Annotated in this window: 19 protein-coding genes and 1 pseudogene; 10 read left to right on the top strand and 10 right to left on the bottom strand. The window is 57.1% G+C overall.

The annotated features are described in order from the left end of the window. The coding region (locus BM198_RS28855; protein ID WP_074974241.1) for a DNA-binding protein at positions 1-788 on the bottom strand (788 nt) is incomplete at its 3' end. Between the two features lie 182 nt (positions 789-970). Between BM198_RS28855 and BM198_RS28860 the strand changes: the two genes are divergently transcribed. Then, complete coding sequence (locus BM198_RS28860) at positions 971-1,930, top strand: site-specific integrase (protein WP_074974243.1); 960 nt, start codon at positions 971-973, stop codon at positions 1,928-1,930. Between the two features lie 754 nt (positions 1,931-2,684). On the opposite strand, the gene BM198_RS30830 is transcribed toward BM198_RS28860, so the two are convergent. The 5 genes and pseudogenes from BM198_RS30830 to BM198_RS28885 form a co-directional block, all read right to left on the bottom strand. Next, positions 2,685-2,879, bottom strand: coding sequence for a YHYH domain-containing protein (locus tag BM198_RS30830; protein ID WP_139233739.1), 195 nt, complete (start codon positions 2,877-2,879; stop codon positions 2,685-2,687). Then, positions 2,801-3,493 (bottom strand): TraX family protein, encoded by a 693-nt coding sequence (locus BM198_RS28870; RefSeq protein WP_074974245.1) that lies wholly within the window; start codon positions 3,491-3,493, stop codon positions 2,801-2,803. The genes BM198_RS30830 and BM198_RS28870 overlap by 79 nt, the downstream gene beginning before the upstream one ends. Beyond that, a pseudogene (locus tag BM198_RS30025) lies at positions 3,493-3,654 on the bottom strand (DedA family protein); the annotation flags it as partial. The pseudogene BM198_RS30025 and the gene BM198_RS28870, both read right to left, overlap by 1 nt. A gap of 591 nt (positions 3,655-4,245) precedes the next feature. Next, positions 4,246-5,622 carry a heavy metal sensor histidine kinase gene (locus BM198_RS28880; protein WP_208610390.1) on the bottom strand — a complete coding sequence of 459 codons (1,377 nt, stop codon included), beginning with the start codon at positions 5,620-5,622 and terminating at the stop codon, positions 4,246-4,248. Between the two features lie 2 nt (positions 5,623-5,624). Further along, complete coding sequence (locus BM198_RS28885) at positions 5,625-6,302, bottom strand: heavy metal response regulator transcription factor (RefSeq protein WP_074974251.1); 678 nt, start codon at positions 6,300-6,302, stop codon at positions 5,625-5,627. Between the two features lie 206 nt (positions 6,303-6,508). Between BM198_RS28885 and BM198_RS28890 the strand changes: the two genes are divergently transcribed. From BM198_RS28890 to BM198_RS28910, 5 genes are all read left to right on the top strand, one after another. Continuing rightward, positions 6,509-6,868, top strand: coding sequence for a co-regulatory protein PtrA N-terminal domain-containing protein (locus BM198_RS28890; RefSeq protein ID WP_074974253.1), 360 nt, complete (start codon positions 6,509-6,511; stop codon positions 6,866-6,868). Between the two features lie 167 nt (positions 6,869-7,035). Then, complete coding sequence (locus BM198_RS28895) at positions 7,036-7,587, top strand: cupredoxin domain-containing protein (protein WP_074974255.1); 552 nt, start codon at positions 7,036-7,038, stop codon at positions 7,585-7,587. Positions 7,588-7,732: 145 nt separating this feature from the next. After that, the gene (locus tag BM198_RS28900; RefSeq protein ID WP_074974257.1) at positions 7,733-8,260 is read left to right on the top strand and encodes a cupredoxin domain-containing protein; all 528 of its coding nucleotides are present in this window, start codon (positions 7,733-7,735) and stop codon (positions 8,258-8,260) included. Positions 8,261-8,338: 78 nt separating this feature from the next. Continuing rightward, complete coding sequence (locus tag BM198_RS28905; protein WP_074974275.1) at positions 8,339-8,587, top strand: DUF2933 domain-containing protein; 249 nt, start codon at positions 8,339-8,341, stop codon at positions 8,585-8,587. 5 nt (positions 8,588-8,592) lie between these two features. Continuing rightward, positions 8,593-10,956 carry a heavy metal translocating P-type ATPase gene (locus BM198_RS28910; protein ID WP_074974259.1) on the top strand — a complete coding sequence of 788 codons (2,364 nt, stop codon included), beginning with the start codon at positions 8,593-8,595 and terminating at the stop codon, positions 10,954-10,956. 44 nt (positions 10,957-11,000) lie between these two features. Here the strand turns inward: BM198_RS28910 and BM198_RS28915 are convergent, their stop codons facing one another. After that, positions 11,001-11,276: a metal/formaldehyde-sensitive transcriptional repressor gene (locus BM198_RS28915; protein WP_074974261.1), complete on the bottom strand. Its 276-nt coding sequence runs from the start codon at positions 11,274-11,276 to the stop codon at positions 11,001-11,003. Positions 11,277-11,347: 71 nt separating this feature from the next. Here BM198_RS28915 and dmeF point away from each other — a divergent pair, with 71 nt between their 5' ends. Both dmeF and BM198_RS28925 read left to right on the top strand, forming a co-directional pair. After that, entirely contained in the window at positions 11,348-12,310 is a 963-nt protein-coding gene (dmeF, locus tag BM198_RS28920) for a CDF family Co(II)/Ni(II) efflux transporter DmeF (RefSeq protein ID WP_074974263.1), read from the top strand. 82 nt (positions 12,311-12,392) lie between these two features. Further along, a complete protein-coding gene (locus BM198_RS28925) occupies positions 12,393-12,593 on the top strand; it encodes a heavy-metal-associated domain-containing protein (protein ID WP_074974265.1) in 201 nt (66 codons plus the stop codon). A 39-nt stretch (positions 12,594-12,632) separates the two neighbouring features. Here BM198_RS28925 and BM198_RS28930 read toward each other — a convergent pair whose 3' ends face one another. From BM198_RS28930 to bufA2, 3 genes are read right to left on the bottom strand one after another with little or no spacing between them, the layout of a single operon-like run. Continuing rightward, complete coding sequence (locus tag BM198_RS28930; protein WP_074974267.1) at positions 12,633-13,433, bottom strand: HvfC/BufC N-terminal domain-containing protein; 801 nt, start codon at positions 13,431-13,433, stop codon at positions 12,633-12,635. Further along, positions 13,430-14,266 (bottom strand): MNIO family bufferin maturase, encoded by an 837-nt coding sequence (gene bufB, locus BM198_RS28935; protein ID WP_074974269.1) that lies wholly within the window; start codon positions 14,264-14,266, stop codon positions 13,430-13,432. The genes BM198_RS28930 and bufB overlap by 4 nt, the downstream gene beginning before the upstream one ends. Before the next feature lie 44 nt (positions 14,267-14,310). Then, a complete protein-coding gene (gene bufA2 / locus BM198_RS28940) occupies positions 14,311-14,571 on the bottom strand; it encodes a BufA2 family periplasmic bufferin-type metallophore (RefSeq protein ID WP_074974271.1) in 261 nt (86 codons plus the stop codon). A gap of 292 nt (positions 14,572-14,863) precedes the next feature. On the opposite strand from bufA2, the gene BM198_RS28945 reads away from it, so the two are divergent. Next, positions 14,864-15,070 carry a co-regulatory protein PtrA N-terminal domain-containing protein gene (locus tag BM198_RS28945; RefSeq protein ID WP_074974273.1) on the top strand — a complete coding sequence of 69 codons (207 nt, stop codon included), beginning with the start codon at positions 14,864-14,866 and terminating at the stop codon, positions 15,068-15,070. 194 nt (positions 15,071-15,264) lie between these two features. Continuing rightward, the coding region (locus BM198_RS28950) for a multicopper oxidase domain-containing protein (protein ID WP_139233740.1) at positions 15,265-15,873 on the top strand (609 nt) is incomplete at its 3' end.

The following is a 15,873-nucleotide window of genomic DNA, read 5'->3' on the forward strand; positions in this document are numbered from 1 at the left end:
AGAGCCTCCAGGGCCTGAGTTTTCTGCGCCACTAGCTGTTGCTGTGCATGTCGCTCTTTTTGCAACTGCCGCGCCTCGGTGAGCAAGCGTGCATTGTCGCGGTTCAGTTGCGTCAGCTCGTCCTGCTTGATTATCAAGGTCTGCTGCAGTTGCCGCAGTTCTAGTTGCAGTTGTTGTACCTGCGACTCGTGTCGGCGTTGTTCCTGCTCACGCTGTTCCTTGCTGGCCTGTCGGTAGTGCTCCAGGGTGTCGCGCGCATGCCGGTGTTTTTCCTCCAGCGAGTGGATCTGTGCGTCGCGATCCTTGTGCCGCTCCTCGAGGTCACGATTAGCCTGCTGTAGGCGGGCGTTCTCGATCTCGGCCTGTTGCCGTTGCTCGCGTGCCTGCTGCAACTCGTGATGAGTGGTCTGAAGCCGTTCCGCGTCGAGCGCGGTCTGGCCTTCCAGTTGTTGGATGCGGCTTTCGGCCTGTCGAAACCGATGCTGGTAATCGAGCCGTTCGCGGGTCAGTTGTTCGCGCTCCAGGGCCACCGCGGCCTGCGCCTCCTCCTCTAGCTGATCTGCCAGTTGGCTGACCAGATTGGCCAGCTGTTCGCTGAGCGGGATCGAAGCCGCATCCCGGCCGCGCTCGGCGTCTTCGAGCTCTTTCAGGTAGCGGTGAATGGTGGTCTTTGAACCGGTGTTGCCCAGCTCGATGCGCACCGCATCAATACTGGGGTGGGCGCCGCGGGCGAGGAGGGCATGCCTGGCTTTCTGCACGACAGCTTTGTTGATTCCACCACGGGCCATGACGGAGCCTCCTAACGATTTCGTTCTGTGGTACATACCATGTAGATACATAGCACTTTATCAAGAATTTCCCTTATTTTCTACCAATAATCTAGAATTGGGTAATCATGAATTATCAATGGTGAGGCGATGTTTTTGTCATTCTGCAGTCGCTCACCGGTACACCAATGGGACGCTCATCGATGAGTCAGGACATCGAGCGGTACCTGCAGGCCGGGACTCGCGCCAATACCCGGCGCAGCTATCAGCAAGCGCTCGAACACTTCGAGGTCACGTGGGGTGGCTTTCTACCGGCGACTAGCGATGCCATCGTGCGTTACCTGGTCGACTACGCCGCCACGCTCTCCAGCAATACGTTAAAACTGCGCCTGGCGGCGTTGGCACAGTGGCACGTCAGCCAGGGTTTCCCCGATCCGACTAAGACCCCGCTGGTTCGCCAGATACTCAAGGGCATCCGTACGCTGCACCCTCGCCAGGAGAAACAGGCCGAGCCATTGCAGCTGCGTCAGCTTGAGCAGTGCGTGTTGTGGCTAGAGCAGGCCGGGCAGCAGGCACGTGCGGAGGATGACTGGCCACGGTTGCTGCGCTGTTGCCGCGACCGTGCTCTGATCCTGATTGGCTTCTGGCGGGCGTTCCGCAGTGATGAGCTATGCCGCCTGCACGTCGAGCACATCCAGGTGCGGGCCGGGGAGGGGATGCAGCTGTTTCTGCCCTGGAGCAAGGGTGACCGCGACAACCAAGGCCAGACCTTCAGCGCGCCGGCGTTGGCCAGGCTGTGCCCAGTACAAGCCTATGTCGACTGGATCAGCGTGGCGGGCATCGCGCGTGGGCCGGTATTCCGTGGAATTGATCGTTGGGGGCACTTAGGTGAGCAGGGCTTGCACCCCAATAGCGTTGTCCCACTCATGCGCGCCGTCCTGCAGGCGGCAGGGCTGCCTTCGGAGCTGTACAGTAGTCACTCGCTGCGCCGCGGCTTTGCCACCTGGGCCACCCGCAGCGGCTGGGATCTCAAAGCGCTGATGCAGTACGTAGGCTGGAGCGATGGTCAATCCGCGTTGCGCTATGTCGAGAGCACAGGAGTGTTCCCCGGGCAGCTGAGTGCGCTACAACACATCTCAAACTGGCCCGAGGGACTGCCATAAGACAGCCTTCCGCGGCCCCGATCCGCACCTAGCTGCGCACTGGGAACACCAGCTCGTCATGTGCGGTGCAAATGAGTCGATGGTCCAGCACATGGAAAATTGCAGGGTTCTTGGGATCCTGGGAACCTACAAAAAAGAGGTAACTGCGGGATGCCTGCTTATCTATTTTGGCTTTCATTTTCTCTTGACGGGCTATTTCCAGCTCATTTTTCAGCCGCCCGTAGGTAGTTGCTGTCCACTCACCCCAGAGTGAGTGTTCGCAATGGTTCCGACACTGATTCGCACGCAAAACCGACACAACACGGTTGTTCAAAACTGACAGCCATTCGCACCCCGTCGAAACCTATCCGCATCCTCCGACAGCCATTCGCACGATCCCGACACCAATCCACCTGCTGCGTTAGGGAGTGGTTATTGAGCGCACATCGATTCGCGAGCTCGCTGAGTGGCAGGCTTCAGATCGCTGCTTTGAGTTACTCGATGTGCGCCGAGCTAACGTGCGCAACGCTAGCCGAGCACAGACGCCGAGGTGAAATGGTACGAGCCCGATCAGCTTTTTTTGGAAGGATCAGGTGCCACGGGATCGCCCCGTGAATCCTTACTGCGCTCGCGGGCATGAAATCAGCCAGGATGTGCCGCGAGCTGGATGCGCCGTATTTCGTCGACGGCTTTGCAGGATGGCGTGAAGCCAAGCAGGCGGTGTGCGATTTGGTCTAGCCATCTGGTTCTGGCCGCCTCGCGAGAGGCACCTAAATCAATGGCAGTGGTACTCGCCTGTGGAGTGTTTGGCATGGCAGCCCTTCGAATCGGTACCGCCGCTGTGAGCAATAGCAGCGTCGGAAAAAAGGGCAATAACGGTGGCGATGGCGATCACAGAGCCGCACGAAGCAACGCCAGCACCGCTAGATGGCCGGGGTAGAAGTAGTAACCCCAGCGCCCCACTGGCCATATGTGCTGGGTGATTTTCTGGCGCAATAGCCACAGGCCAACCAGCGGAGCCGCAAAGGTAGCAGCCATGGCCCACCAAGTGCCGGCTCCAATCCAGCCGTCACGACTATTGGCCAATACGCTGACCACTGCAGGTATGAGCCAGGTAATCCAAGGGCGTTGCGCTGCCAATACCATGGTCGCCGGCAGCAAGACACCAAAGGCGCCGTACATCAGCCGATCATGAAGCGCTATCGAAACGATCAGCGTGACTAGTCCTAGCGCCAAGCCTGCACGATCGCTGTGATGGACGCTCCAGGCAACGATAAACCCCAACATCAGTGTCGGCATGACATTCAGCGTATTGCTCATCTCGGACAGCGCCCTATACGGCAGCTCGGATATGAGGCTGAAAGCTAGCAGCCAGCTCAGATAGCGAAAGTTGTTGTCGCTGTATAGTTCTCCTGGGCGTGAACGTGACACGTTGGCGGCAATACCCAAGCAGAACAATGGGAAGGCGAAGCGTCCAACCACGAACAGCCAGGCTGTCTCTTCAGGCCAGAGATAGCGCAGGTGGTCTATGACCATCGTTAGCATGGCGAGCCATTTGACGAGATCCAAACTGGTCGAGCGCATTACCCCGCGATCCCAAGGGCAACAACGGTGAGAACCAGGTATCGAGCAGCCTTGGCCAGTAGCACGATCAAAAAGAAGCTCCAGAAGGGTTCGCGCATGACGCCGGCGATCATGGTCAACGGGTCGCCAATGATCGGAGCCCAATCCAAGTGCTCGGCCCACGATCGCATACTCCGAAGCCATACCACGGTAACCAAGAACACGCAGGCAATGATTGCTGCGGTGATCGTGGCGCGAAGCAGCTGCACTGTCGATGGGAGTGCGTTGAGGGTCGGAAGCTTGGTGTTGAACATTGAGAGAATTCCTTACTGAGAGACAATCAGGCCGATGATCTGGTATCCAGGGCCTTGTGCACGACAGAAAGCCGGTGATCACGTCGATCACATACGAAGTGATGCTGAATTACAGGCTAGAAAAACGCTCGGTGGGGCAAAAATGATAAAAGCGGCCTAGGGCGCTTCAGGTTGGCAAGACCACCGTGTCGATTCGGCATGCGCGTCGATGGTTGATGGCTGTTGGCGATAGTGGAGCGGGGGGACGTCTTTCGAGCATCGGCTTACCAAGCGTGAGGGATGCCGTTTCCAAAATTCATAAGCTACAACGGAGAGCGAATGGCTGGCCCTGGTGTCAGCGCGCCGCTCGTTGCCTATCTGGATGCCGAATGCAATCAGCGCTCAGTCGGATGGTCCCTGCACCCACTCAGTGAAGTTGAGCGAGCGATTAGCAGTAACCGAACTACCACCAGACTGGCATCAGTGGGGGTGGGGAAGTTCGATGTGAAAGCCCGTAAGGTCCGCCACTGAGGTGCACCAGATGCGGCCTCTGTGAGCTTCAATGATGGATCGGGTGATGGCAAGTCCGAGCCCGGCGTTGCTCGGGCTTCCCTCCCGCCGAGCGGGGTCAACCCGGTAAAAGCGGTCGAAGAGCTTCTCTAAATGCTCTGGGCTGATTGTGCCCCCAGGGTTCTCGATGCTGAAGGTAGTTAAGTCAGCTGTCTCTCGGATCAAAACCGAAATTGTTGTTCCCGCCGGCGTATAGCGCAGTGCATTAGACAGCAAGTTGGATAGCGCTCGATCAAGCATCAGCCGATCTCCTAGCACTTGGCCCTTGCCTGAGAGCGATAGTTCAATGCCACGCTCTTCGGCCAGAAGGTGGTAGTAGTCAAACAGCTTGAAGACGACGTCAGCCAGCTCGATCCTGGCCTGCTCTGGGATGATCAGGCCATTATCAGCCTTGGCCAAGAACAGCATGTCATCAATCATCCGAGACATACGCTTCAAGTCCTCGAGGTTGGAGTACAGATTCTCCTCATAGGCATTGATATCGCGCTTTTTGCTCAGCACGACCTCCGTGTGGGTCATCAGATTGCTGACTGGAGTTCGAAGCTCGTGGGCAATGTCGGCCGAAAAATTGGAGAGCCTAACGAAGGCATCATCTAGCCGAGCCAGCATCGCATTGAAGGATAGAACCAGTTGCTGAAGCTCTCGCGGTACTGGTTCGAGAGGGATTCGCTCTTGTAACGAGCGAGCGGACATCCCGGAGGCTACGTGTGTGACTTGTCGCAGCGGTCTGAGGCCGCTGCGAGCAACCACCCAGCCGAGCGCGGCACTGACCAGGGCACTGATGACCAATCCAATCCAGAACCATCGCTGCAGCGTGTCGAAAAAGTGTGTGTGATTGGTGACATCAAGAATGAGCAAGGCTGTGAGCGGCTCAGGCTGATCGGCTACTGAGATTTGCGCCGTCATGCCACGGTACATGTGTTGGCCGTCTTGCCACTCCCACATGCTCTGCTCATTGGCACGCCTGAAACGCTCAGGTACTTCGACTGCTCTGGGGTCGGAAAACAGTACAGAGCCGTCACTGGCCAGGATGGTCGCCGCCAGATCCTGATGGGCTCCCAACAAGGCTCGCAACTGCGGTAACTCCTCAGAAAGGCTCGCTTCGCCGCGGGCGTTGTTGAGGATATGTTTGGCGGATTCGAGTTTCTCCGCCAGGGCCTGCCGATCCAGCATCTTGAAGTGGTGCTGACTGAGCATGTTGAAACTCAGCCCCGCCACTGTCAGAACTACGATTACCGCAGACATGAACATGAAACTCATGCGGGCGGTCAGCGAGAGGTGTTTCATACTCACTCCGGCGCATCCATCATGTATCCCATGCCACGGGCGGTATGGATTAGTTTGAGATCGAAATCGTCATCGATCTTGGCGCGCAGCCGACGTACGGCGACCTCAATGACGTTCGTGTCGCTGTCGAAGTTCATGTCCCAAACCTGAGAAGCAATCAGAGATTTCGGGAGCACCTCGCCGCGCCGGCGCAGTAGCAGTTCCAGCAGTGAAAACTCCTTCGCGGTCAGGTCAATTCTTTTACCGCCGCGGATGGCGCGGCGCTTCATCAGATCGACCTCCAGATCGGCAATTTTCATCGTTGTTTGCGTGGGTGAGCCATTGCCTCTGCGCAGCAGCGTTCTGACTCTGGCCAGAAGTTCTGAAAAAGCAAATGGCTTGATCAGGTAGTCGTCCGCGCCCAACTCCAATCCTTTAACGCGGTCCTCCACCCCATCGCGTGCCGTTAAGAACAATACGGGAACGTCTTTTCCTGCTGCGCGCACCATGCGCAGCACTTCCCACCCGTCCAGCCCAGGCATCATCACATCCAGAATCAGGAGGTCATAGGACTCACTCAGCGCGTGTTGTAGAGCATCTGTGCCGGTCATAACCCGGTCGACATTGAAGCCCGCTTCGCTTAGGCCTTGCTGTAGGTATGCGCCGGTTCTAGGTTCATCTTCAGCTACCAGTAGTTTCATGCGAGCAGACTCCAAAAGTTTGTATGCCTGAGTTTGCAGACAAATGGCAGCTCCAGCCAGAAGCTTACAGAAAAGTAATCTTGAGCTCAGGTCATCGACAGAATTTTTCGTCTACAGTGATTGCCTGAGCGCTAGGTTGCGCTCTCGGCCCTCGACAACCAAAAGCAGAGGTGCCGGCCATAGTTTGCACTGATGGAGACTGCCCCATGAAATCGCTGAAACCTTTGCTTCTGGTTGGTTCGCTACTGCTGTCTTCTATGGTTTGGGCCGAAGGGGGCAGCGACCGTGTATTCGAGCGCATCCAGCAGATGCGCGACAAAGCAGAATCCGTGCTGATCCAGGCGGAGAAGGCCCCGGTCGGCGAGCGGCATGTGCACATGAAGGAGCATATGAACATGCTCGAAGACATCATGAGCCAGCTGCACAACGAACATCCCGCGCCAGACATGTCTGCCGAAGAGCATCTGGCCTGGATGGAGAAGCATGACAAGCTGGTAGACGACGTGCTGGGTCAAATGATTCGAGAGCACAAGCTGATGATGGCCGACAAGGAATGCCATCAGTAAAGATTTCCCCCATCTTCCAGGCCTTTCGTGATTGCTCCTTTGGCCTAGCGGCGCCTTTATGGCGCCGTGCTTTTTCCCAGCTGACGCAATTGTAGCTTTGGGGTCAGTGGCCTGGCAGCAAGTGGGGGATAGCATGAGATTTCCAGCATCCATCGCGAGGTCTCACCATGAAACACATACCCCTTAAGCTGCTGATGAGCACTCTGTTCATCAGCACTGCTATCTCGGCAATTGCCGAGCCCAACGGAAGCAACTTTGGCCAGCAGGCCAAGGCGAAGCCAGCGACTCGCACTATCTTGGTAAAGATGGCCGACATTAACTACAGCCAGAAAACGATCGATGTAAAACCGGGTGAAACCGTGCGCTTCGTTCTGAAGAACGAGGGCGCGTTGATGCACGAGTTCAACATCGGGCAAGCAACTTCCCAGCTGGAGCACCAGCGCAAGATGGCGTCCTTGTTCAAGGACGGCACTTTGACCCCGACCGGTATGGCCGAACGCATTGTCTGGCATGAGCGTTATGGCATGGGAGACGCCAACCCTCCAGGTTATCCGGAAGTCATCAAGGCTAAGCATGACGATCCGAACGCGGTTCTCGTCGAGCCCGGCACAACCAAAGAGTTCGTGTGGACCTTTCCGCAGGCGGGCAGTTTTAGCTTCGCCTGTACGTTGCCTGGGCATTACCAGGCAGGGATGGTCGGTGAGTTTGCTCTGCGTTAGTTCGGCACTGGTGCTACCCGTTGGCCGCGGGCTGGGTAGCACCGATCTGACGAACCTTACTGCAATGTAGTTTTCGCGTCAGCGTACCGCCAGCTGTACCTCCTTAGCATCGGGACTCATCCCTCCTCAACATCAGAGGCACACCATGAAACTCAGACCCACTTCCAAAATCATCGCCCTTGGCTTGCTGCTCAGTGCTGCTAATGCGCTGGCCAGCCCGGGCCACACCAAAGACAGCATCGGGCAACCGGGAGACAGTCAGGCAGTAGATCGCACCATCGAAGTCCGAATGGGGGATATCTTCTTCGACCCCAAGGCAATTGAGATCAAAGCAGGCGAGACGGTGCGCTTCGTGCTGACAAACGAGGGGGCACTGCTGCACGAGTTCAACCTTGGCAAAGCGGCATCTCATGCTGCGCATCAGAAAGAGATGGCAGCGATGTTTCAGAACGGCACGCTCTCCCCGACAGGTGCTCCTAAAATGAGCAGTATGGATATGGGCGGCATGAAGATGGATGGCATGGAACACAATGACCCAAACAGCGTACTAGTCGGACCTGGAGCACGCGAAGAGTTGATCTGGACGTTCTCCGAGTCCACTGATCTGGAGTTTGCCTGCAATGTTCCAGGACATTATCAGTCGGGAATGGTCGGTAAGGTGATCGTACGCTGACGTCTTATGATACTCGTCAACTCCGCTTAGCCAGAGACATCTATGCTGATCAGCAGCCATTGCATTGAGGCTATTGCCATGGACCATACCCATCACACCAATACCACTGAACCACCTTTTTGGAAGAGCAAGATAGGCATTGCACTGATCATGCTGGCCGTAATCGGCATCTTCTATGTGGCACGCGAGCATTACGGCCATCTGTCGCAGGCTTTGCCGTACCTCATCCTGCTGCTATGTCCGCTGATGCACCTTTTTGGCCACAATCATGGCGCCCACTCCCACTCCAGTGGTGCCGAAGTTTCCAAGGACGAAGAGAGGAAATAAATCGCATGCAAAAGTCCTCCTGCCATCACGACCAGGATCATGCACATCACTCGCACTCTCACCCCGAGAGTCAACGTGACCCGGTGTGTGGCATGGAGGTCAAACCTGATGGCCCTTACCACGATAGCGTTGAGGGGAAGACCTATCGTTTCTGCAGTGCAAAGTGCCTGGGGAAATTCCAAGCAGCACCTCACCAGTATATGAGCCACCAGTCTCATGGGGGGCATCACCAACACGTGAATCCAGCACCCACATCGACACCTGTAGGTGCTGAATACACCTGCCCGATGCATCCAGAGATTCGTCAACCGGCTCCCGGAAACTGCCCGATCTGCGGGATGACGCTGGAGCCTGTCATCCCGGAGCTGGAAGAGGAGGAAAACCCGGAGCTGAAGGACTTCTCGCGGCGGTTCTGGTGGACCCTCCCGCTGACCGTCATCGTGACCGTACTAGCAATGGCGGGTCACTCCCTACAGCTGCTCCATGGCACTACCCAGAACTGGGTCGAGCTGGCTCTGGCGACACCCGTGACGCTGTGGGGCGGCTGGGTGTTCTTCACCCGCGGCATCGACTCCATTCGCCACCGCAGCCCCAACATGTGGACCCTGATCGGTTTGGGAACGGCCGCGGCCTACCTCTACAGTGTGGCCGCCACTCTGGTTCCGCAGTGGTTTCCGGCAGCCTTCGTCCAGGATGGCCGTATCGGCGTCTACTTCGAGGCTGCTGCAGTGATTATCTCGCTCACGCTGTTGGGGCAGATGCTCGAGCTAAAAGCCCGCTCGCAGACTTCTGCCGCCATTAAATCGCTGCTGGGCTTGGCTCCCAAAACCGCTCGGCGCATAAGGCCCGACGGCCAAGAGGAGGACATTCCTCTAACTCACGTTCACCAGGGCGACCACCTGCGTGTCCGGCCGGGCGAGAAAGTCCCAGTGGATGGCATCGTGGTTGAGGGCGAGAGCGCGGTCGATGAGTCCATGCTCACCGGCGAACCGGTGCCTGTTACTAAGCGTACAGGCGATTCCCTCATCGGCGCGACCCTCAACACCCACGGCAGCCTGGTGATGGAGGCGCAGAAGGTGGGAGCTGAAACCATGCTGTCGCAGATCGTCCAGATGGTGGCCAGAGCCCAACGCTCCAAGGCTCCTATGCAGCGCATGGCTGATGCGGTGGCAGGATATTTCGTGATTGGAGTAATCCTGATCGCGATTCTGACCTTCTTCGGCTGGGGGCTGTTCGGGCCGGAATCTGGCTGGGTATTTGGCCTGATCAATGCGGTGGCAGTGCTGATCATTGCCTGCCCCTGCGCCCTGGGCCTGGCAACCCCAATGTCAGTCATGGTTGCGACTGGCAAGGCCGCTAGCAGCGGTGTGTTGTTCCGCGATGCCAGCGCCATCGAAAATCTATGCAAGATCGACACGCTCATCGTCGACAAGACTGGAACCCTGACTGAGGGGCGTCCCGTATTCCATAGTGCGGAAGGGACAGGCAGTTACGACTCCAACGAAGTGCTGCGCCTGGCCGCCAGTCTCGACCAGGGTAGTGAGCACCCGCTGGCTCATGCCATCGTCGATCACGCGCGTGGTCAAGGCATTGCACTGGTCAAGCCGGACACTTTCGAGTCTGGCTCGGGTATTGGTGTGCGCGGTCTGGTCGATGGCCATCAGTTGCAGCTCGGCAACACCGCACTGATGGACGAGGCGGGCGTCGATATTACCCCGCTGCGTAATCGCGCCGAGCAACTGCGTCTGGAAGGCATCAGCATCATCTATTTGGCCGTTGACGGTCGCCTGGCGGGACTCCTGGCCGTTTCCGATCCGATCAAGCCTACTTCTCAACAGGCTGTCTCCAAGCTTCAAAGCGAAGACGTGAAGGTCATCATGGCCACTGGTGATGGTCTCACCACAGCAAAGGCCGTGGCGAAGCAGCTCGGAATCGAGGAAGTGCATGGTGAGGTCAAACCGCAGGATAAGGAGAAACTGGTCGCCGATTTGCAGGGCTATGGCCGTCGTGTCGCCATGGCGGGTGACGGCATCAACGATGCGCCCGCCCTGGCCAGGTCTGACGTAGGTGTCGCCATGGGCACCGGTACCGATGTGGCGATGAACAGTGCTCAGGTGACGCTGGTCAAGGGAGACCTGATGGGCATCCTGCGAGCGCGCACCCTGTCAGTGGCAACCGTGAAAAACATGAGGCAGAACCTCGCCTTTGCGTTCCTCTACAACGCGATGGGGATCCCACTAGCGGCCGGGTTACTGTACCCGCTGACAGGGCATCTTCTGTCGCCCTTGATCGCTGCCCTGGCAATGAGCGTCAGTTCGGCTTCCGTTGTATTCAACGCATTGCGCTTGAGGCAAACCCGGATTGATTAGCAAAGGGGTGCAGAATCCGGACAGCAATAAAACGTAAGCCGGCACTACTTCAGGTAAGAGCGTAGAACGGTAATTACCTGCTCCAAATCCTCGTTCCTTTGCTGGGGAGGGACGTCGTCTGCACCCAGGTGCTCTCGGATATGTCCCTCTAACACCTCTGACATCAGTCCGTTGACTGCTCCCCGAATTGCTGCGATTTGCTGAAGAATCGCTATGCACTCCCTGTTCTGTTCCAGTGCTTTTTCCAATCCCTCTGCCTGCCCTTTTATGCGCCGCACGCGCGTCAGCAGCTGCTTTTGCGATTTGGTCGTATGAGCCATGTGGTCACCTTGATGGCATTAAAGTATACTGGGGTATAGTATATAGCAATTGATCGGGGAACATCTTAGGCATGAGAACTTCCATTCCTGTTGAGCGTTGGCATCACTCTCACGTCTTTGATGAGGGAAACCCACTGGCTGAGAGAAATACCCGCTGGGCGGTGGTGCTGACAGCCGTGATGATGGTGGCCGAGATCATTGGCGGTTGGATGTACAACTCGATGGCGCTCTTGGCAGACGGCTGGCACATGAGCTCCCACGTTTTGGCGCTTGGCCTTTCGGTTTTGGCTTATTCAGCTGCCCGCCGCTTCGCTCGCGACACTCGATTCGCCTTTGGTACTTGGAAGATCGAGGTGCTGGGCGGTTATAGCAGTGCGATCTTTCTCGTCGGTGTGGCTGGGTTGATGCTCTACCAGTCGGTTGAGCGTCTGATTGCACCGACACCGATCCACTACGACCAAGCCATCGCGATTGCCGGGATTGGTTTGCTGGTCAATCTTGCCTGTGCCTGGCTTCTCAAGGGTGGCCACGCCCACCATCACGAGCACGGCCATCACCATGACCACCATGGTCATGACCACCATCATGACCTGAATTTGCGCTCAGCCTATTTGCACGTGGTGGCTGATGCTGCGACGTCAGTGCTCGCCATCTTGGCTCTTGTTGGGGGTAAATTCTGGGGAGCAAGCTGGCTTGATCCTGTAATGGGAATCGTCGGTGCGGTGCTGGTTGCGATCTGGGCTTATGGATTGCTGCGTGACACTGGGCGTGTCCTACTAGATGCCGAAATGGACGCGCCAGTGGTTGCGGAAATCCGGGAAGTCATCTCGGCCAGTCCAATCCAGGCCACCATCACAGACCTTCACGTCTGGCGTGTGGGGAAGGGAAAGTACGCCTGCATCCTCTCGCTTGCCGTCATGGAGGTGGCTGAACCTGATTACTTCCGGGAGCAGCTAAGCATTCATGAAGAGCTGGTACACATCACTGTCGAGGTGAACCTGCGCCAGGGCCAACCCGCTGTATTGCAACCCTGAGTGGGCCACTTGACCTTGCCAAGGTGGCAAGGTTGATGCTGAGAGCACGGCAACTGGTGCCGTTCCTTAGATGAGGTGACATATGGTCGTTTTGAAGGTGACGGGGATGGGCTGCGGCAGCTGTGTGGGCAAGATCACGAAGGCGATCCAGGCCCTGGATCAGAACGCGCGGGTTGAAGTAGATCGAGCCACCGGCATAGTCTCGGTCGACACCGATGAAAGCGCGGCCACCTTGCGTGATGTGGTTCAGAAACTCGGTTTTGGGGCTGAACTTGCTGCGTAGGACTTCGGTGTGCCTGGTTCTATAGAGGGCCGCTACTCTTCAGCGGCCCTCACATCCAGGCTTGAGTCGAACCAGCAGCCCATCATTTACCCACTGTCGCAACCAGACTGCTGCCTGCATAGGTGCTTGTTCGGCGTATCTGGGGAGCAACGACTCGCAGAGGGTGGAGAAGGATTCTCCTGCAACAAGCAACTGCAGTGCGGTCGCTTCATCGGGCTCCAGGCTGCGATACTGGCATACCAACTCGCGGCGCCAGACCAGGCAGCTGCGTTCATCAGGCAGACGTGTAGGTTCCGGAAGCGGTTCTCCGCCTTTGGCGGCTTTCCATAGCTCTAGCGTGTTGTACGTCAAGTGCAGCCAGTTTGCTGATAGCACCAGTGACACCCTAAGGGTGACCCAGTCTTCTGCCGAGAAGCTGCTTATGCTCTCGGCCGAGAGCGCATCGGTGTCCGGGGCATCGAATGCCAGTGTAAAGGCCCACTCCAGCGTGGCGAGCTCGCGCAGTGGCGACAGCTGTGGCTCCGCGACATAGTTGCCGATGAACTCGGGCAGATGCTCGCCAAGCCAGCGGAGGCTGTAATGCCGCGGAGGCCAGGCAGCGATATAGGCCATTGCCAACTGCTCGAACGACTCGTCTCCCAGCCATTGCTGCAGCGCCGGGAAATCCTCGCGCAGCACCGCCAGCAGGCGAGCGCGATAGGCGTTGTGGTAGATCTGCAAGCCTTCAAGGGCACTCAGTGCAGTGCTACCGCGAACTTGCTCCAAAAGCTCGGCGGAGGGCAGGGTGCCTTCATCTGTCGGGTAAGTTTCAAATGCCGTCTGTAGGGCGCTAAGGCTCAAGGTGTTGCCCTCGATACAACGCCATTGGAAATTGCTCGGGCATGCTCCAACTCGGATAACAGATCCTCGAAGGGTGGAAAATGATCATCCCGCTCGATCAAAGTCGATGTTGGGCCCATGTAGCTCAGCGTCTTGCTGTAGAGCGCCCAAACTGGATCAGCGATGGGCTGATCATGGGTGTCGATGAGGTATCGTCCGTAATCGCTGTGCCCGGCCAGGTGTATTTGACGAATCCCCTCGTGCGGCAATTCCATGATGTACTGCCAAGGGTCGAAACCCTGATTTCGTGCGCTGACGTAGACGTTGTTCACGTCAAGGAGCAACTCGCAACCGGTTAGGTAACTCAGTTCTGCGAGAAACTGCGATTCGCTCATGCTGGACGTCTTCCACTGCACGTAAGAGGAAACGTTCTCCAGCACAATGGGACGTTCCAGAACATCCTGCACTAGACTCACCCGCGCGGCGACATGCAGCAGGCTTTCTTGGGTAAACGGCAGCGGTAGCAGGTCGTGGAGTTGATGGGCGTTGCCGCGACTCCAGCACAAGTGGTCGGAGACCCACTGGGGCTGTATCCGGTCCGCCAGTTGCTTGAGCTGTCGTAAGTAACCCATGTCCAGGTTATGTAAACCGCCGATCGACAGCGATACTCCGTGCATCACCAGGGGGTATTGCTCGCCAATCGCATCGAGAAAGTAGAGGGCCTTGCCACCGCCCACTAGGTAATTCTCGGAAATCACTTCAAACCAGTCGACCGCAGGCCGCTGTTCAAGAATCTGCTGGTAATACTCACTGCGAAGGCCAAGGCCGAAACCCAGCGTTGTGTGCTCACTCATTCAAGACTCCAGCAGGGGGAGTGGCAGGCACTCCCCGAATGGCATTATTCGCTGGTCTTGCCACCGGCCTCATCGCACTTCGCCTGAGTCATCAGCTTGAAACCTTGGCCTTTGCATTCACCCTGGCCTTTGCAGGCGTTTTTGGCGGTCGCGCAATCGTTCTGGCCTTTACAACCATTGACGCCGAAGCATTTCACTTCAGCTGCTTTCGTGTCTTGGGCAGCTTGGGCGGGCAGGGTGGAGAACAGGCTGGCAGCCACGAGAGCCAGAGCGGCACCGGTAGCAACGTTGGATTTGTTCGACATAGTGGCAATCTCTCTTAATGGTTGGTGGTCGTATCCGCAGATGCGAATGACCCTATGTAGCTTAGGCATCACTGCCGAGCATGCTCTCTCAAGAAATTCGCAAGGCTTTTGTGAGGGCATGAAAGACAGTACCGAGCCTGCTGGATGGGCTACAAGTAAGAAATAGCAACCTGACAGAACTGTAATGTTCAGCTCAGGTTGCTGACAGGCCCTCTTGGTTAACGTGACATCGAGCCTGATGCTCGGCCTCCGCAGCTGCAGGGGCCCACTGAACTTACGAGGAATACCCCATATGAAATCGATCAAAGCTCTGTTTGTAGTTACTGCCCTGGGTATCTCCAGCCTGGCAATGGCTGAAGGTGGCGCTGACCGCACCTTCGCACGCATGGATCAAGCACGTCAGGCGTCAATGGAGGCCTACCGGGTAGCACAACAGCAGAAAGTTGAGGCTCCTGTGGCCAGCAACCCAGCCAAGCAAGCAGAGCACACCAACTGCTAAAGGCTGCTACCTTACATAAATGTAATCACCTCGATGGTTGGGATATGGCAGTTTCATACTGCTGATCGTCGGTGATACTTGAGTAATGCATCGACGTGGAAAATCGAGGGGTGAAATCCCCAACATTGAAGCAGCCATGAACCCGAGACCGGGCACACCATCACCGGCTCATTTGACGGATTGGACAAAACGGCATGCAAAGTAAAACCACAAGGCGCACCTTCGTCAAAGGCCTGGCCGCCACCGGCATTATCGGCGGCCTTGGCCTGTGGCGCACGCCGGTCTGGGCGGTGACCAGTCCCGGCCAGCCCAACGTACTGACTGGTAATGAATTCGACCTGTTCATCGGTGAAACCCCGGTGAATATCACCGGCGCAGCGCGTACTGCCATGACCATCAACGGCTCGCTCCCTGGGCCGATTCTTCGTTGGCGCGAAGGCGATACGGTCACATTGCGCGTGCGCAACCGCCTCAAGGAGGACACCTCCATCCATTGGCACGGCATCATCCTGCCGGCGAACATGGATGGTGTTCCGGGCCTGAGCTTCCATGGCATCGCCCCTGACGGCATGTATGAGTACAAGTTCAAGGTCAACCAGAACGGTACCTACTGGTATCACAGTCACTCGGGGCTGCAGGAGCAGGTCGGCGTATACGGCGCGCTGGTCATAGATGCCAAGGAGCCCGAGTCCTTCAGTTACGACCGTGACTACGTCGTACTGCTGAGCGACTGGACGGATGAAAATCCAGCGCGGGTACTGGCCAAGCTGAAGAAGCAGTCGGACTACTACAACCAGCACAAG

Source organism: Metapseudomonas otitidis (assembly GCF_900111835.1).
GTDB lineage: Bacteria > Pseudomonadota > Gammaproteobacteria > Pseudomonadales > Pseudomonadaceae > Metapseudomonas > Metapseudomonas otitidis.

Excerpts from the sequence above, each read along its gene's own strand:
- bufB (WP_074974269.1), bottom strand. The coding sequence starts at position 14,266 with ATGAGTGAGCACACAACGCTGGGTTTCGGCCTTGGCCTTCGCAGTGAG.
- bufA2 (WP_074974271.1), bottom strand. The coding sequence starts at position 14,571 with ATGTCGAACAAATCCAACGTTGCTACCGGTGCCGCTCTGGCTCTCGTG.
- BM198_RS28905 (WP_074974275.1), top strand. The coding sequence starts at position 8,339 with ATGGACCATACCCATCACACCAATACCACTGAACCACCTTTTTGGAAG.
- BM198_RS28890 (WP_074974253.1), top strand. The coding sequence starts at position 6,509 with ATGAAATCGCTGAAACCTTTGCTTCTGGTTGGTTCGCTACTGCTGTCT.
- BM198_RS28925 (WP_074974265.1), top strand. The coding sequence starts at position 12,393 with ATGGTCGTTTTGAAGGTGACGGGGATGGGCTGCGGCAGCTGTGTGGGC.
- BM198_RS28910 (WP_074974259.1), top strand. The coding sequence starts at position 8,593 with ATGCAAAAGTCCTCCTGCCATCACGACCAGGATCATGCACATCACTCG.
- BM198_RS28880 (WP_208610390.1), bottom strand. The coding sequence starts at position 5,622 with ATGAAACACCTCTCGCTGACCGCCCGCATGAGTTTCATGTTCATGTCT.
- BM198_RS28860 (WP_074974243.1), top strand. The coding sequence starts at position 971 with ATGAGTCAGGACATCGAGCGGTACCTGCAGGCCGGGACTCGCGCCAAT.
- BM198_RS28945 (WP_074974273.1), top strand. The coding sequence starts at position 14,864 with ATGAAATCGATCAAAGCTCTGTTTGTAGTTACTGCCCTGGGTATCTCC.
- BM198_RS28895 (WP_074974255.1), top strand. The coding sequence starts at position 7,036 with ATGAAACACATACCCCTTAAGCTGCTGATGAGCACTCTGTTCATCAGC.
- BM198_RS28885 (WP_074974251.1), bottom strand. The coding sequence starts at position 6,302 with ATGAAACTACTGGTAGCTGAAGATGAACCTAGAACCGGCGCATACCTA.
- BM198_RS28870 (WP_074974245.1), bottom strand. The coding sequence starts at position 3,493 with ATGCGCTCGACCAGTTTGGATCTCGTCAAATGGCTCGCCATGCTAACG.
- BM198_RS28915 (WP_074974261.1), bottom strand. The coding sequence starts at position 11,276 with ATGGCTCATACGACCAAATCGCAAAAGCAGCTGCTGACGCGCGTGCGG.
- BM198_RS28900 (WP_074974257.1), top strand. The coding sequence starts at position 7,733 with ATGAAACTCAGACCCACTTCCAAAATCATCGCCCTTGGCTTGCTGCTC.
- BM198_RS30830 (WP_139233739.1), bottom strand. The coding sequence starts at position 2,879 with ATGGCCAGTGGGGCGCTGGGGTTACTACTTCTACCCCGGCCATCTAGC.
- dmeF (WP_074974263.1), top strand. The coding sequence starts at position 11,348 with ATGAGAACTTCCATTCCTGTTGAGCGTTGGCATCACTCTCACGTCTTT.